Raw genomic sequence first — 15069 nt, forward strand, 5'->3', positions numbered from 1 at the left:
CTGCCCGCCACACACCCCAAGTCATGCCGGCAACCAGACAGAACAGCCGGAACCGACACACCGACGACCATCAAGATCCAACTAGTGGAAGCGGCATTGAGGCTGGCCGGGTCTGGCCGTGTGTCGACGCCGCGCACGGGTTGAGGACCCACTTTGATTGCTTCGTGCCTGATCCGGACGGTCCGTCGCGTGACGCGCTGGTCTGGCTTGTCCTCTGGCAGGCACGGCAGAACAGCCAGCTGAAGGCGATCGTCGAGAAGCTCGCCGCGGCGAACGCGGACCTGACGGCGGCGAACGGGGTACTGGCCGGCCGGTTGGGCCGGGGGGCGCCTCGACCGCGGACTCCCCGTAGCCTGCACCCAGGCTCCTTCCCGTTGCCGCTTCCATGGCCTAGTCGCCACGGAATGTAACGAGAAGGAATCCTCTTATTGATCAACGCCAGCCCACCACCTGGCGACCGTCACCCTGACGATCTCACCTGAGCCGAACTGCACCCATTTCCGAACGTTTACTCCATCAATGAGGAAACACCACCGCGGATCACGCCGGTCCAGGCGCTTCGGGAGCATCTCGACCGGTGGAAGAACGGCCAGGGACGCGAATACCCACAACCCGACGGTGAGACGACATTCGCCTGCGACATGGGCGACAGCCGCTATGGTTGCCCGTGGTACGACAACGTCGAATGGCCCGACGGCAACCCCCTGATGTCGCCTGATGGCCGCGGGGGAGGGGGCCGGGAAGGACCGGCGGAAGCGGCGGCGTTCCCAGGGTGAGGGGGCGCTGTTTCAGCGGGCGAGCGACGGCCTGTGGGTCGGTCGCATCGATCTCGGCTGGGCGGACGGGAAGCGCGTCCGTAAGACCGTCTACGGCAAGACGGAGAAGGAATGCCGCGAGAAGCTCACCAAGGTCAGGAATGCGGCCGAACTCGGCGTCAACGTCACGGCAGAGCGCCGGACGGTCGCGGTGTGGCTGACGGAGTGGCTCGCCATCAAGGAGGACGACGGAACGCGGGCGTCGACGCTGCGGGCCTACCGTTGGCTGATCACCACGCACATCGTGCCGATGATCGGCCGTGTGCAGCTCGACAAGCTGACCCCGTTGGACGTGCGGCGGCTCGTCGCGGCGGCGAAGAAGTCGGGGCTGTCGGCGGGGAGCGTCCGCCACGTGCAAAGCCTGATCCGCAACGCGCTGGCGGAGGCCGAACGGCTGGACCTCGTGGCGCGCAACGTCGCGAAAGCGGTCAAGGCGCCACCGACACCGCATCGCGAGGTCCGTGCCCTGCGCCCGGAAGAGGCGCGCCGGCTCGTCGATGTGCTCCGCGGCGAGCGGCTGGAAGCGGTCTTCGCCTGCGCACTGATGCTCGGGCTACGGCGTGGCGAGATCCTCGGCCTGCGCTGGACGGACGTCGACATCGACGGAGCGACGCTGCACGTCTGGCAGACCCTGCCGTCAGGCCGGGTTGCCGTGGCTGCGGCTGCATGATCTGCGCCACGCCTTCGCGTCGATGCTCTTTGCCGAGGGTGTAGCGGCGCGGACGGTGATGGAGCTGCTCGGGCACTCCACGATCCAGCTCACCATGAACACCTACACCCACGTAATGCCGGAGACCCAGCGCGACGCGGTCGGCCGGCTCGACCGGATCTTCGGCGATCAGGCGGACGACGAAGAGGAGGGCGGGGAGGAGCTCGCGGGCTGACCGTGTACCCGAGCGAATCGGCGGCGCCCCGGGATGGCTGTGTACCTTGCAGCGCCCGGGGCGTCTGCCATCAGGGCATCCACCAGGGTATAGAGAGGCTGGGGTACAGAAGTGGGTACAGAGACCTTCTGGAAGAGACTACCGAGAGTCATGCGACCTGGTAGATACGGGTGCGCCGCCAGGGACTTGAACCCCGAACCCGCGGATTAAGAGTCCGCTGCTCTGCCAATTGAGCTAGCGGCGCGTTGCCTCCGCGTCCCCACGGCGACATGCAGAACTCTACCAGGCGCTGGAGACGAGTGGCCGGGGGTGCAGGCACGGCGCTCGGTAGCGGCGGCCACCTTGGAGATCACTGGTGGCGGCGGCTCCGGGTCCCTGCGTGTCCTCCGGGGCCGGTCTTACCCGGGATCTTGCCCGGGTCCCGGGGCTGCCTGTGGTCTCGGCTCGGAGCCGTAACGGGCATCAGCGGGGTTCCAGGAATGTTTCGCTGATAGACATGACGTGGCCGACGCCGCGGGCCTGCCGGACGTACGGTCAGGCCGGGACACCGCGGTGAGGCCGGGACGCGGTGGCTTTGGCGTCTCGTCCCTTCCCTCGCGTCCGATCCGGACCGGCGTCACGCGGGTACCGAATCGGACCTGACGACCTGGAGGCCCACCGCGAGCTCCGAAGCATCGTCCGCTGACACGGCCCGTCCCTCGCACGGACCGCCGGATCGGCCGGACCCCAGCCTGCACCCGGGTCCGGGTCCCGTCGAGCGATCGCAGTTGCCCAGTCCACGCCCACGGCCCCAACCAGCCGAGGGGCCTGCCGCCCCGGCTCCCCGGTGGCTCCCGGTTCACCTACGGCCACCGAGGAGAAAGCCGAGGAGGCCGGGCCGGAGAAAGCCGGGGCCCCGGACCGGAGAAACCGGCGGTCGGCTGGCTGCGCAGGATCCTCCGCGAGATCCTCTTGTACCGCCGCAACGCCGCCCTGGCCTTCGGCGCCGCGCTGCTCGGCACGCTCGTCACGGCCGCCGTCCCGTTGGTCGAGCGGCAGGTCATCGACAACGTCGTCGTCACGCACCACCACTTTCTTGCACCCTATGTCGCCATTCTGCTCGGGGCCGGGGTCGTCGTCTTCGCCGCCGCGTTCGTCCGACGCTACGTCGGTGGCCGGCTCTCCCTCGATGTCCAGTACGACCTGCGCGACGCCGTCTTCAGCGCCATCGAGCGCCTCGACGGGGCCCGGCAGGACCAGCTCCAGATCGGGCAGGTGGTGAGCCGGGCGATCTCGGACGTCACCGTGGTCCAGGGTCTGCTGTCCTATCTGCCGATGATGAGCGGCAACCTGGTGCTCTTCGTCGTGTCCCTTGTGGTGATGGCCTGGCTGTCCCCGCTGCTCACCGTCATCGCGCTCGCGCTGGGGCCGGCGCTGTTCATCGTCGGCTACGGCGCCCGACGCACGGTCTTCCCGGCGACCTGGGCGGCGCAGCAGCAGGCCGGCGAGGTCGCCGGAGTGGTCGAGGAGGCCGTCGCCGGCGTCCGGGTGGTGAAGGGGTTCGGGCAGGAGGCCCGCGAGCTGGACCGGCTGGCGGTGGACGCCCGGTGGCTGTTCGCGCTTCGGATGCGTGCGGTGCGCATCACCAGCAGGTTCGGTGCGGCGATGCAGGCCGTTCCCGCGCTCGGCCAGGTCGCGGTGCTGGCGCTCGGCGGCTGGCTGGCGCTGACGGACCGGATCACCCTCGGCACCTTCCTCGCGTTCAGCACCTATCTGGGCGCCCTGATCGGGCCGACGCGGACCCTCGCCGGTCTGCTCACCGTGGGCCAGCAGGCCAAGGCCAGCACGATACGCATCTTCGAGATCATCGATTCGCAGCCGGCGATCACGGACCGGCCGGGCGCCGTGCGCCTTGGCCGGGTCCGCGGGCTGGTCGACCTGGACGGTGTCACGTTCGGCTACGTTCCGTCCCGCCCCGCGCTGCGGGACGTGAGCCTGCGGATCGAGCCGGGGGAGACGGTCGCCCTCGTCGGCACGTCCGGCTCGGGCAAGTCGACGGTCGCGATGCTGCTGTCGCGGTTCTACGATCCCCAGGCCGGGACGGTCCGGCTTGACGGTGTGGACATCCGCACGGTGACACTATCGTCGCTGCGGGCGCAGATCGGGGTCGTCTTCGAGGACAGTTTCCTGTTCTCCGACACGGTGCGCGCGAACATCGCCTACGGCCGGCCGGGTGCCACGGATGACCAGATCGTCGCGGCCGCGCAGGCGGCGCAGGCGGACGTCTTCATCCGCGGCCTGCCCGACGGCTATGACCCCGTCGTGGGGGAACAGGGCCTGACCCTCTCCGGCGGCCAGCGCCAGCGCGTCGCGCTCGCCCGCGCGCTACTCACCGATCCCCGCGTCCTGCTCCTCGACGACGCGACCTCGGCCGTGGACGCCCGGATCGAGGCCGAGATCCACGACACGCTCCGGACGATCATGCGTGGCCGCACCACCCTGCTCATCGCGCACCGGCGCTCCACCCTGCGCCTCGCCGACCGGATCGCCGTGCTCGACGCCGGCCGGATCGTCGACGTCGGGACCGAGGCCGAACTGACGGCCCGATGTCCTCTGTTCCGCCATCTGCTCGCCGGCCCCGGTGAGGGCCTTCCCGACCAGCTCCCGTCCCCGTCCCCCGACCCCGACCCCGACCTTTCTTGCCTATCCAGAGGGATAAATCGGACACAAAAGGCTCTGGATAGGCAAGGAAGTGGGCAAGGAAGTAGGCAAGGAAAAGGAAGTGGTCTCCGGGGCGGTGCTACCCGAGGCGGTCTCGGCCGGGGGCTCGGCGGCGGGGGCCCCTTCGGTGACATGCCGGCGACCCCCGATCTGCTCGCCCGGGTCGACGCCCTGCCCCCGGCGCTCGACGAGCCGCGGGTCGACCAGGCTGCGGCGGCCGCCCCCGACCCGGCATTCTCGCTGCACCGGCTGCTGGCCGTGGTCCGCTGGCCGCTCGTCCTGGGCCTGCTGCTGGTGGCGGCCGACGCCGTCGCGGGTCTCGCCCTGCCGGCGTTGGTGCGGCATGCCGTCGACGCCGGTGTGAGTGTCGGGGCACGTGACGTCCTGTTCGCCACCGCCGGTGTCGCGCTGGCGGTGGTACTGGTCAACTGGGCGGTGCAGGTGTGGCAGACCCGTGTCACGGGCCGGATGGGGGAGCGGCTGCTTTACATCCTGCGGGTGAAGACCTTTGCGCAGCTGCAGCGCCTCGGGCTCGACTACTACGAGCGCGAGCTCGCCGGCCGGATCATGACCCGGATGACGACCGACGTCGACGCCCTGTCGACCTTCCTGCAGACCGGCCTGACCACCGCCATCGTCAGCCTGCTGTCCTTCTTCGGCGTCCTGGTGGCGCTGATCGTGCTGGACGCCGAGCTCGCCCTGGTCGTCGTCGCCGTACTGCCGATCCTGGTCGTGGCGACGGTGGTGTTCCGGCGTCGCTCCTCCGCCGCCTACACCGAGTCCCGGGAACGAGTCAGCGCCGTCAACGCATCGCTGCAGGAGAACCTGACCGGCCTGCGCATCGCCCAGGCGTTCGGCCGGGAAGCGGTCAACCAGGCGAGGTTCCGCGAGCTCGCGGACAGCTACCGCCGCTCGCGGCTGCGGGCACAACGGATGATCGCTCTCTACTTCCCGTTCGTCGAGTTCCTCTCCCGGGTCGCGGGTGCTCTCGTGCTGGGAATCGGCGCCCACCTTGCCGTCGGCGGATTCCTGTCGCCGGGAGCACTACTCGCGTTCCTGCTCTATGTGGACCTCTTCTTCGCGCCGGTGCAGCAACTGTCCCAGGTGTTCGACGGTTATCAGCAGGCCCGGGTCGGTCTGCGCCGGCTTTCCGAGCTGCTGCGGACTCCGACCTCGACGCCGCCGGCCGAGCACCCGCGACCGGTCGGGCGGCTGGCCGGCGAGGTGGTCCTGGCCGGCGTCCGGTTCGCCTACACGGGAAGCACCGCCGCGCGGACGGAGAACTCCGGGCCGGCGGGAAACGCCGTGAACGGGGTGAGCCTGCGCATCGCCCCGGGGGAGACAGTCGCCCTGGTCGGGGAGACCGGCGCGGGCAAGTCCACGGTGGTGAAGCTGATCGCCCGGTTCTACGACGTGACCGAGGGTGCGGTGCGGGTGGACGGCGTCGACGTGCGCGACTTCGACCTGCCCGCCTACCGGCGACGGCTCGGTGTCGTTCCGCAGGAGCCGTTCCTGTTCTCCGGGACGGTCCGGGACACCATCGCCTACGCTCGGCCGGATGCCTCCGACGCCGAGGTCGTGGCGGCGGCGCGGGCGGTCGGCGCCCACGCGTTCATCACCCGCCTGGCCGACGGCTACGATCATCTGGTCGGCGAACGCGGCCGGGGACTGTCCGCCGGCCAGCGTCAGCTCCTGGCGCTCGCCCGCGCGGAGCTCGCCGACCCGGACATCCTGCTGTTCGACGAGGCGACCGCGGCGCTCGACCTCGCGACGGAGGCGGCGGTCACGGCCGCCTCGGAGGCGGTGGCCACCCGGCGGACCACGATCGTCATCGCCCATCGGCTCACCACGGCGGCCCGGGCCGACCGGGTGGTCGTGATGGCGGACGGCCGGGTGGTCGAGCAGGGGCCGCACGCCGAGCTGGTGCACGCCGGAGGCCTGTACTCCCGCCTGTGGGCCGCCTTCACCGCGGAGTCCGTCACGCCCGCGGAGTCCGTCACGCCCGCGGATCTCAGCCCGACCGCGGACAGCGGTGCGGATCGGCGAGCGGCTGGCTGACCGTCAAGCGGCTGGCTGACCGGCGAGGGCGGCCTCATTCCGTAATGTCATGGTTCGCCCTCAAGCCTGAGGGGATGCCCTCACGGGGCGACGAGCAAGCCCGCCCGTCGCCCCGATCGGCCGAGCGGTCACCCGGGGCCGGCGGCGATCAGAGGAGGGGATCATGAAGGCGAACGGTCTGTTGATGGAGATCGCCTGGTCACGGCTGCCCAGCGGAATCGCCACACCCGGTGAACTCGCCGACCAGCTGGACGCCGACCTGCGGGACCGCGCCAGGGTCGCCGCGTTCGACGAGCACGGTCTGTGGGTCCGGGTCCACCGGCCGCACCAGGTCGAGGCGCTCGCCGCCGAACTCGCTTACAAGCTCTCCCAGGTCGGCGCGTCCGATCAGACGTTCCTCTCCTGGCACGACGAGCTGGGTAATCATCGTCGTTCGCTGAGCGGCCGTCGGATCGGGATGCACCGCAAGGTCGCCTGAACATGCCGTCGGATTCTCGACGAGGTCCCACGAAGTCCCGGAAGCCCCGGGAAGACCGGAAGATGGTGGATCCCGCCCGGTCGGCCCTTGGTCGGTCGGCTGGCGGTCAGCCCTCGGCCGGCTGGAGGGTCTCCCGAGCGATCGCGGTGCCGAAGCGGACGGCGCCAGGGGACGGGACCGGGCAGGCCGTCATCGGCTTCTGGAGCAACGGGCAGAAGTGGACCCCGTCGGGGCTGCGGACTGTGACGATCCCCCCGGGCTCGCAGGTCTCGCCCGCGGCACAGGGCATCGTCGAGGTGAACCGGCCGTTCATGGTCAGCACCCGGCCCGCGGGGACCACCCGGGTACGTTCGTGCTCTGCGGCGATCTGGCGCCACAGGCGGTCCAACAGGGTCATCCCGGCCTCGTCGACCGTCTGGTCACGCCGTGGCGGCGCATCCACGAGGACGACGCCGATGCCCTGATTCGTCAGCATCTTGACGGCCTTCGTCACGTCCTCCCGGTAGGCCGTCACCAGGTCACGACCCTGCATGCAGGGCGTCACCTGGTTGCCGGAGAACACCAGAACCGCGGTGGTCGGCCGCCAACGCCGCGCCTGGTCGCGGATGTCCATGAGCCAGTCGCAGGGCGCCGTGCCACCCCAGGTGCGCACCAGCACGGCGGTCCCGCCGTCCGCGCGGGCCGCCTCGTCGAAGGCGCTACCCGCCTCCCAGGCGAGCGAGTCGCCCCACAACGCCACCCGTGGCCTGTCGTCGGAGGTCCTGTTCACCACCAGGGTGCCCCCGACCAGGACGATCGCGACGACGAACAGCCAGCCGACCGGTCCCAGCCGTCCGATCCGCACGGTCCGCCCCTTCCTGCCCCGCCGCACCGGGCCGGTATCACCGGATCCCCGATCACGTCCGACTCTGCCCGGCTACCCACCACCTCATCGTGCTTCCCGCCCGGCGCTGTTCTGGTGACGGGTGTGCCGTCCCCACGAACGGACATTACCGAACGTACCTCCCATAACTGTTCTATCCAGAGACCCGAGTAGCTCCCGCTACCGCGGGCGGTCGTGGCCGAGACGGAGGGTGGGGGGTGGGTAGGACATGGCAGTACCCATGGCGGCGGGCTGCCCTGTGGCGGCGGGCATGGGGGTGCTGGTCGGAAGGCGAGACCGGATCTGTGGCAGAGTTTTCGCCATGACGCGGTCCGTTGCGACGCGCAGGCCCACCATGGCCCGCCGTACTGCCGCCGCGGCGTTGACCCTGGGCGGCGTGGCCGGGTTCACCTACGGCATTCCGTCGCTCACCACATTGCGTCGACTACGGCTGCGGTGGACGCCGGCGCTCGCAGGGCTCGGCGCGCCTAATCACGTCGCGCTCACCTTCGACGATGGTCCGGATCCCGTGTCCACGCCGCAGTTCCTCGACGTGCTCGCCGAACTCGACGTGCGGGCGACGTTCTTCGTCCTCGGTGGTCTGCTGGAACGTGCACCGACGTTGGCGAGGGAGATGGCTGCCGCCGGGCACGAGCTGGCCGTGCACGGCTGGGATCATCGCCCGATGCTGTTGCGCGGTCCCCGCTCCACGCACGACCATCTCGCCCGCACCCGGGACCTGGTCGTCGAGATCACCGGTCGCGCGCCGCGGTTCGTCCGGCCGCCGCACGGCATCCTCTCGGCCGGGCTGCTCGTCGCGGCCCGCCGCCTCGACCTCAGCCCCGTCCTGTGGTCGGCGTGGGGACGCGACTGGACGGCCGAGGCGACGCCGGGCAGCGTGCTGGACACCCTCGCCCCCGACCTGCGCGGGGGCGCCACGGTGCTGCTGCACGACTGTGACTGCACATCGGCCCCCGAGGCCTGGCGCAGCGCGCTCGGGGCTCTGCCCGGGATCGCCGCGTGCTGCGACGACGCCGGCCTGCGCCTCGGACCACTCGCCGAGCACGGCCTGCCGGCCTAGCCGAATCCTCCTTCTGGCAGGAGCGGCCGGGCAGGTCAGACGGCCGGGTAGAGGGAGTAGCTCGGGAAGTTGCCGACGAGCCGCTCGTCGGCGTCCGCGCCCACGGTGACGGCTCTGGCCAGATGGACACCGCCGACGAAGGCCCCCTTCCAGGAGGCGCCGCGGCCACCGAACGGCTCGTCCCGGTCGCCGCGGGAGCGCGGCTTGTTGACTCCGACCTTGAACGCCTGCAGTTCCCCGGCGAGCCGGCGGGCATGGGACTCGTCGTCGCAGGCCAGTGAGGCGACCAGCGCGCCGTTGGAGGCGTTCATCGCCGCCAGCAGTTCGGCCTCCGAGTCGACGACGACGATGGTGTCGACCGGGCCGAACGGCTCCGCGTGGTGCAGCGCAGACGACGCCGGCGGGCTCAGGACCGCCACCGGCGGCACGTAGGCGGAGGTGTCCTGCCCGGGGATGAACCGGCCGTCCGCGAGGTCTCCGCGGTAGATCGGCACGCCGCCCTTCGTGATCGCCTCGTCGATCTTCGCGGCCAGCTCGGTCGCCTTGTCCGCGGTGATGACCGGGCCGTAGTCCAGCTCGGGCAGCGGGTCGGTGTCGTCGGCGACAGCGAGGGGGTGGCCGAACCGGACGCCGGAGACCACCGGCAGGTACATCTGGAGGAACCTGTCGAACAGTTGGCGCTGGACGACGTAGCGGGGGTAGGCGGTGCAGCGCTGCTTGCCGTACTCGAAGCCCTTCTTCAGATGGGCGGCGAGCACGTCCCACTGGGAGAAGTCCCAGATGCCCCAGGCGTTGAGGCCCTCCTGCTCGAGGAAGTGGCGCTTACCGGTGTCGACCAGGGCGGCGGCGACCTGGCCACCCGCCGACCGGCCGCCCACGAAGGCCAGGCAGCCGATCTCGGGGGCGCGGACCAGCGCCGAGCTCAGCCGGGAACCCGATCCGGAGACCAGCGAGACCGGCAGACCCTCCCGGCGGGCCAGCGCGCTCGCCAGCGTCAGGCAGGCGGCGCCGCCGTCGGTCGGGGTCTTGGCGATGGTGCCGTTGCCGGCGAGGATCTGGACGAGCACGGCATGCATGAGCACGCTCATCGGGTAGTTCCAGCTGGCGATGTTGCTCACCGGACCGGGTAGCGGGGTGCGCCCGGCGATCATGCCGTCGATCTCGTCGATGTACCAGCGCACCCCGTCGAGGGCACGGTCGACGTCGGTGCGCGCCAGCCGCCAGGGCTTGCCGATCTCCCAGACGAGCAGGAGAGCCAGCAGGTCGCGGTGGGCGTCGATGGCGTCGACGGCGGCGCGTACCCGGGCCTTGCGCTCGGGCAGCGCCACGTCGCGCCAGTGCTTGTGGTCGTCGAGAGCGGCCCGGATCGCCTCCCGGGCCTCGTCCAGCTCGATCATCGTGGGCCCGGCGATCGGTGTGCCGTCGACGGGGGACAGGCTGTGCAGTGGGTTTCCAGTTCGATGCCAGTGCCCGCCCCAGAGATTACGGAGGCGGTCCTCGTCGAACGCCTCGGGGGCAATCTGGCGGCAGGTGGCGAACGCCTCGGACCAGGTGGTACCCGGCTTAATGTGGAGTCGTGGCTGGGAGCTGTTGGATGCTGCGGCCATACCGGTGATATTGACGGTCATCCGCCGATCACGCCAGGCAAAGCGGCCCATTATTTCGAGGGTTCTTAGATGACTGTATCGGTGTAATAATACTCGGTAATTTCCTGCATAAACCGCCATGTGGCCACTCAATCGCCCTTGCTCGATATCTAATGATCTTGCTGGTGCTGCTGGCTCGCGTTGGTCGCCGGGGTCGTTGCCAGGAGGAAACCCGGCGCGACTCGCCGCGCGAACATGGTCATATGCGGGTGGGTGGCAGCGTCCACCGCGTACTATTTCCGGCATGTCGGATGCGTTTATCGGGCGAGATGGCGGCACCACTTCGGCGCCGTCACGACCTCGGGTGTGTACTTCATCACGTAGAGTGGGATGGTGTCCGAACCATCTTTCGTTCGCGTCCGGGTTGCCGCCGCTCGGACGATTCGATCCTGATTCCCGGATGTGTGATGACGGCCAGTGTCGTGCCGCCGTCGGCCGCTGAAGCCGACTCCGTCGAGGGCTCCGCGCCGATCCGGGTCCTCGTAGTAGATGATCATGAGTTGTTCCTCCAGGGCCTGCAGACGGTCCTGGAGATTGAGGAGGACATCAGCGTCGTCGGCCGGGCCGGTGACGGTCAAGAGGCTCTGACCTTGGCCTCCGAGACGTCGCCGGACATCGTCCTGATGGATGTCCGGATGCCGGGCCGGGACGGGATCGCCGCGGCGGGTGCCATCAAACGTGCTGTTCCGCGCACTCGTATCGTGATGCTCACGGTCTCGGACGAGGAGTCCGACCTGTTCGAGGCGATCAAGGCGGGTGCGGTCGGGTACCTGCTGAAGTCGATTCCGCCGCACGAGGTGGCCGACGCGGTGCGGGCCGTCCACAATGGGCAGAGTCTGATCAGTCCTTCGATGGCATCGAAGTTGATGGTCGAGTTCGCCACGATGGCCCGTGGTACCGAGGACCGTCCTCGGGTGCACGCCCCGCACCTGACCGCGCGAGAACTCGAGGTGCTGAAGCTGGTCGCTGAGGGGCGCGCGAACCGCGAGATTGCCCGCAAGCTGTTCATCAGTGAGAACACGGTCAAGAACCACGTTCGTAACATTCTGGACAAACTGCAGCTCCACTCGCGGATGGAAGCCGTGATGTACGCGGTCCGCCAGGGGTTGTTCGACATCGAGTGAGCCCGGCGGGGCCGCACGGCTGCCGCGGTGGGCCTCCGTCCGCTACCCTGCGGGGCCTGGTCGGCGGGATATCGCTCTGGGGTGGGTGACGGGACTTGAACCCGCGGCCACCGGGACCACAACCCGGTGCTCTACCAGCTGAGCTACACCCACCAGAACCTGGCTGCCATGCCGAAGGAGGACACCCGGCCGGACCGGAGATCCTCCGACCGGTGCGAATCCGGGATGTTCCGAATCCGGGATGTTCCACCCACGCCGCCTGACCAAGCGAAGCTATCGTACCGGTCCGCGCCACCGGATGGGCAAGGGGTTACCCCGGTCATGCTGGCTGCGCTCACCGCACTGGCCGCGCTCGCCGAGATCACTGCCCGTTCAGGCGGGCGGTGGAAGATCCCCCGCTAAGCCGCGCGGGTGAACCGGCCGGGTCGTCTGGTTGCGGGTGCTCGGAGCCTCCGGCGGTCAGGGCGGCCAGCGACGCATCGGCCTGGTCGCGGATCTCGGCGGCGATCGCGCGGGCCTGCTCGGTGCCCGGCCCCGGCTGGGGGACGAACACGGCCCGTCGGTAGTAGCGCAGCTCCTCGATGCTCTCCTGGATGTCCGCTAGGGCCCGGTGGCCGCCGCGTTTGACCGGAGCCGCGTAGTAGGCCCGCACGTACCAGCGGCGGGCGAGCTCCTTGATCGACGAGACGTCGATCATGCGGTAGTGCAAGTGAGCGTCCAGTGACGGCAGGTAGCGTGCGAGGAAGGTGCGGTCCGTGGCGATCGAGTTGCCGCACAACGGGGCCTTGCGCATCTCGGGAATCCGGGTGCGGACGTAGTCGAGGAGCTGGCGCTCCGCGTCGGCGAGGGACAAGGTGGAGGCTTGGACGGCGGCGGTCAGGCCCGAGGCCTCGTGCATCTCGCGGACGACCGGCTCCATGGTCTGCAGCGCCTCCTCCGGCGCCGAGATGACCAGGTCGATGCCCTCGTCGAGGATGTTGAGCTCACTGTCCGTGATCAAGCAGGCCACTTCCAGGAGTAGATCCGACGCGGCGTCCAGGCCGGTCATCTCGCAGTCGATCCACACCAGTCGATCCATCCCGCTGACACTATGGTCTGCGGTCGCCGTCGTCACGTGCACCCTCGGGTTCTCATCGGGATAGCTGAGTGCCTGCTCCGCCGAGATCATCTTACGGTCCCTGTTCAGTTACTGACGGTAAAGCTGATGGAGATCTGAGTGTTCCCGGCTCCGACCAGGATCGCGGTCAGGGTGTACAGCCCGTCCGGGACCTCGGAAGTCTGCCATCCGCCGGGATGCGGCGTGAACAGGTACGGCGGGCCGGGGAGATCCCGCCGGTACGGCCCGATCGGTCCATTCAGCACGTACGTCAGGGTGCCGGCGTAGCCCGTCGTCTCCACCCGGATGGTGCGGAATCCCGAGATGGTCTCGCCCTGGTGGATGCCGGCGAAGGTGAACGGCGCGACGGACATCGTCGACGACGGCGTGGGCACCGCGTCCGGGCCGGGCCGGGATGGACGACCGTCGGGTGCGGGGGATGCCGCCGGGGCCGGACCGGACCGGGGTTCCTGGCTGTGATAACTGAACACCAGGATCGGCATCAGGACCAGGGCAGCGAAGAACAGCGCAAGACCGACCCAACCCCGCCTGAGGGCATCCACACTGCCTGCGTCCCTCCGCCATGCCGCCCATGGGTTCGGGTCACTTTAAACTTTAATAGGCGGGGATGTGACCGACTCCCGCGGCCTGGGACCGACCGGGATCGAAGCGCGCAGTCGGGCAGGGGGAGGGGGAAGTGGGCCGACAGCGGGTCGACGGGCACGCCTGCCGCCGCGGCGTCGGACCGGCACGGGTGGTCCGGACCGGCACGGGAGAAGCAGCCGCTTGTCGATGCGGCTGCCGAGGGCAAGACGGCCTAGCGGGTGCGCCTGCGCCGGCCGGGTGGCCGGTTCGGCGGATGGGCGGGCCCGCGATTGTCCCGCGGTCGCTGGCGCACCCCTTGTCGACTGAGCCCCAGGATGCGCTGCTGTGCGATGCGCTCCTGCCGAAGACAGCGACCACGATCCACGCCCCGACCGTAGCCGCCATCTGCGTCTTCCGCGCCCCTCGTCACATGGTGTTTACCTCGTCCCCGGCGTGTCGCTGGCTCTCGCTCACCCTCTTCCCGGCACCTGGTCGGCCTTCAGATCCTCAGGCGGCCAGCGGTGTGGAGGAGCGCCCGCCGTGGCCCGGCCGGTCGGCGCGCCCGGTGGCGAAGGCAGGCTCCAGGGCCAGGTCCAGCACCTCCCGGACGTCGGTCACCAGGTGGACGGTGAGCGCGTCGCGCACCGGCGCCGGGACGTCGTCCAGGTCCGGGCCGTTGCGCGCCGGCAGCAGCACCGTGGTGATGCCGGCGCGGTGCGCGGCGAGCAGCTTCTGCTTCACCCCGCCGATCGGTAGCACGCGCCCGGTCAGCGATACCTCGCCGGTCATCGCCACCTCCGCCCGGACCGGCCGGCCGGACAGCAGCGACGCCAGGGCCGTCGTCATCGTTACCCCGGCGCTCGGCCCGTCCTTTGGCACCGCACCCGCGGGGACGTGCACGTGGACACCGCGGTCGGCCAGATCCCCGACGGGAAGTTCCAGTTCCACCCCGTGCGAGCGCAGGTAGGACAGTGCGATCTGTGCCGACTCCTTCATCACGTCGCCGAGCTGCCCGGTCAGGATGATCCCGGCCCCGCCGGTCTCCGGGTCGGCCAGCGACGCCTCGACGAACAGGACGTCACCGCCGGCGCCGGTCACCGCCAGGCCCGTCGCCACGCCCGGGAGGGCGGTGCGCTCCGCCGACTCCGGGGTGTGCCGCGGCCGGCCGATGTAGCCGGGCAGGTCTCCAGCATCGATCGTCACCGGCAGGGTGGCCTCGCCGAGCGCCACCCGGGCGACGACCTTGCGCAGCAGCCGGGCGAGCGAGCGTTCCAGGTCACGCACGCCGGCCTCACGGGTGTACTCTCCGGCGAGCGCGTGCAGGACGTGGTTGCCGACCGTCACGTCGTCGACGGCGAGCCCGGCGCGGTCGAGCTGACGGCGCAGCAGATGCTCGCGGGCGATGACGACCTTCTCGTCCTCGGTGTAGCCGTCGAGCCGGATGAGCTCCATCCGGTCGAGCAGCGGCGCCGGGATCGCCTCCAGCACGTTCGCCGTGGCCAGGAACAGCACGTCGGACAGGTCGAGATCCACCTCCAGGTAATGGTCCCGGAAGGTGTGGTTCTGCTCGGGGTCGAGGACCTCCAGCAGCGCCGCCGTTGGGTCCCCCCGGTAGTCGGCGCCCAGCTTGTCGACCTCGTCGAGCAGCACCACCGGGTTCATCGAGCCCGCTTCGCGGATCGCCCGGACGATGCGGCCGGGCAGCGCGCCGACGTAGGTCCGCCGGTGACCGCGGATCTC

General features: G+C 70.0%; 12 protein-coding genes, 2 tRNA genes and 1 pseudogene. 8 read left to right on the forward strand and 7 right to left on the reverse strand.

What is annotated here, in order from left to right; genetic code table 11:
• Positions 1-164 precede the first annotated feature (164 nt).
• From AC08OJ_RS12860 to AC08OJ_RS12875, 4 genes and pseudogenes are all read left to right on the forward strand, one after another.
• Complete coding sequence (locus AC08OJ_RS12860) at positions 165-410, forward strand: hypothetical protein (protein WP_476595841.1); 246 nt, start codon at positions 165-167, stop codon at positions 408-410.
• Between the two features lie 105 nt (positions 411-515).
• Positions 516-707: pseudogene (locus tag AC08OJ_RS12865) on the forward strand (hypothetical protein); the annotation flags it as partial.
• A gap of 10 nt (positions 708-717) precedes the next feature.
• Positions 718-1485: a site-specific integrase gene (locus AC08OJ_RS12870; protein ID WP_476594598.1), complete on the forward strand. Its 768-nt coding sequence runs from the start codon at positions 718-720 to the stop codon at positions 1483-1485.
• Positions 1463-1699, forward strand: coding sequence for a tyrosine-type recombinase/integrase (locus tag AC08OJ_RS12875; RefSeq protein ID WP_476594597.1), 237 nt, complete (start codon positions 1463-1465; stop codon positions 1697-1699). The genes AC08OJ_RS12870 and AC08OJ_RS12875 overlap by 23 nt, the downstream gene beginning before the upstream one ends.
• A gap of 171 nt (positions 1700-1870) precedes the next feature.
• On the opposite strand, the gene AC08OJ_RS12880 is transcribed toward AC08OJ_RS12875, so the two are convergent.
• Positions 1871-1943: transfer RNA gene (locus AC08OJ_RS12880), tRNA-Lys, on the reverse strand.
• A 707-nt stretch (positions 1944-2650) separates the two neighbouring features.
• Between AC08OJ_RS12880 and AC08OJ_RS12885 the strand changes: the two genes are divergently transcribed.
• Complete coding sequence (locus AC08OJ_RS12885; protein ID WP_476595842.1) at positions 2651-6457, forward strand: ABC transporter ATP-binding protein; 3807 nt, start codon at positions 2651-2653, stop codon at positions 6455-6457.
• Between the two features lie 163 nt (positions 6458-6620).
• The gene (locus AC08OJ_RS12890; protein WP_476593678.1) at positions 6621-6935 is read left to right on the forward strand and encodes a hypothetical protein; all 315 of its coding nucleotides are present in this window, start codon (positions 6621-6623) and stop codon (positions 6933-6935) included.
• A gap of 106 nt (positions 6936-7041) precedes the next feature.
• Here the strand turns inward: AC08OJ_RS12890 and AC08OJ_RS12895 are convergent, their stop codons facing one another.
• Positions 7042-7779 carry a DUF459 domain-containing protein gene (locus tag AC08OJ_RS12895; protein ID WP_476595843.1) on the reverse strand — a complete coding sequence of 246 codons (738 nt, stop codon included), beginning with the start codon at positions 7777-7779 and terminating at the stop codon, positions 7042-7044.
• A gap of 340 nt (positions 7780-8119) precedes the next feature.
• Here AC08OJ_RS12895 and AC08OJ_RS12900 point away from each other — a divergent pair, with 340 nt between their 5' ends.
• Positions 8120-8878, forward strand: coding sequence for a polysaccharide deacetylase family protein (locus tag AC08OJ_RS12900; RefSeq protein ID WP_476593680.1), 759 nt, complete (start codon positions 8120-8122; stop codon positions 8876-8878).
• A gap of 35 nt (positions 8879-8913) precedes the next feature.
• Here AC08OJ_RS12900 and AC08OJ_RS12905 read toward each other — a convergent pair whose 3' ends face one another.
• Entirely contained in the window at positions 8914-10506 is a 1593-nt protein-coding gene (locus AC08OJ_RS12905; RefSeq protein WP_476593681.1) for an aldehyde dehydrogenase family protein, read from the reverse strand.
• Positions 10507-10931: 425 nt separating this feature from the next.
• Between AC08OJ_RS12905 and AC08OJ_RS12910 the strand changes: the two genes are divergently transcribed.
• The gene (locus AC08OJ_RS12910; protein ID WP_476593682.1) at positions 10932-11648 is read left to right on the forward strand and encodes a response regulator; all 717 of its coding nucleotides are present in this window, start codon (positions 10932-10934) and stop codon (positions 11646-11648) included.
• A gap of 77 nt (positions 11649-11725) precedes the next feature.
• Here AC08OJ_RS12910 and AC08OJ_RS12915 read toward each other — a convergent pair.
• The 4 genes from AC08OJ_RS12915 to AC08OJ_RS12930 all read right to left on the reverse strand — a co-directional run.
• Positions 11726-11801: transfer RNA gene (locus tag AC08OJ_RS12915), tRNA-His, on the reverse strand.
• Between the two features lie 208 nt (positions 11802-12009).
• Entirely contained in the window at positions 12010-12816 is an 807-nt protein-coding gene (gene orn / locus AC08OJ_RS12920; RefSeq protein ID WP_476593683.1) for an oligoribonuclease, read from the reverse strand.
• Positions 12817-12830: 14 nt separating this feature from the next.
• Complete coding sequence (locus AC08OJ_RS12925) at positions 12831-13307, reverse strand: hypothetical protein (RefSeq protein ID WP_476595844.1); 477 nt, start codon at positions 13305-13307, stop codon at positions 12831-12833.
• 529 nt (positions 13308-13836) lie between these two features.
• Positions 13837-15069 (reverse strand): S16 family serine protease (locus AC08OJ_RS12930; RefSeq protein ID WP_476595845.1); only part of this gene is annotated, 1233 nt, incomplete at its 5' end.

It is taken from the genome of Frankia sp. CgKIO3 (assembly GCF_977946435.1).

Bases quoted from the DNA above. Each gene is read 5' to 3' on its own strand.
- AC08OJ_RS12905 (WP_476593681.1), bottom strand. From the start codon at position 10,506: ATGACCGTCAATATCACCGGTATGGCCGCAGCATCCAACAGCTCCCAG.
- orn (WP_476593683.1), bottom strand. From the start codon at position 12,816: ATGATCTCGGCGGAGCAGGCACTCAGCTATCCCGATGAGAACCCGAGG.
- AC08OJ_RS12900 (WP_476593680.1), top strand. From the start codon at position 8,120: ATGACGCGGTCCGTTGCGACGCGCAGGCCCACCATGGCCCGCCGTACT.
- AC08OJ_RS12870 (WP_476594598.1), top strand. From the start codon at position 718: ATGGCCGCGGGGGAGGGGGCCGGGAAGGACCGGCGGAAGCGGCGGCGT.
- AC08OJ_RS12910 (WP_476593682.1), top strand. From the start codon at position 10,932: ATGACGGCCAGTGTCGTGCCGCCGTCGGCCGCTGAAGCCGACTCCGTC.
- AC08OJ_RS12890 (WP_476593678.1), top strand. From the start codon at position 6,621: ATGAAGGCGAACGGTCTGTTGATGGAGATCGCCTGGTCACGGCTGCCC.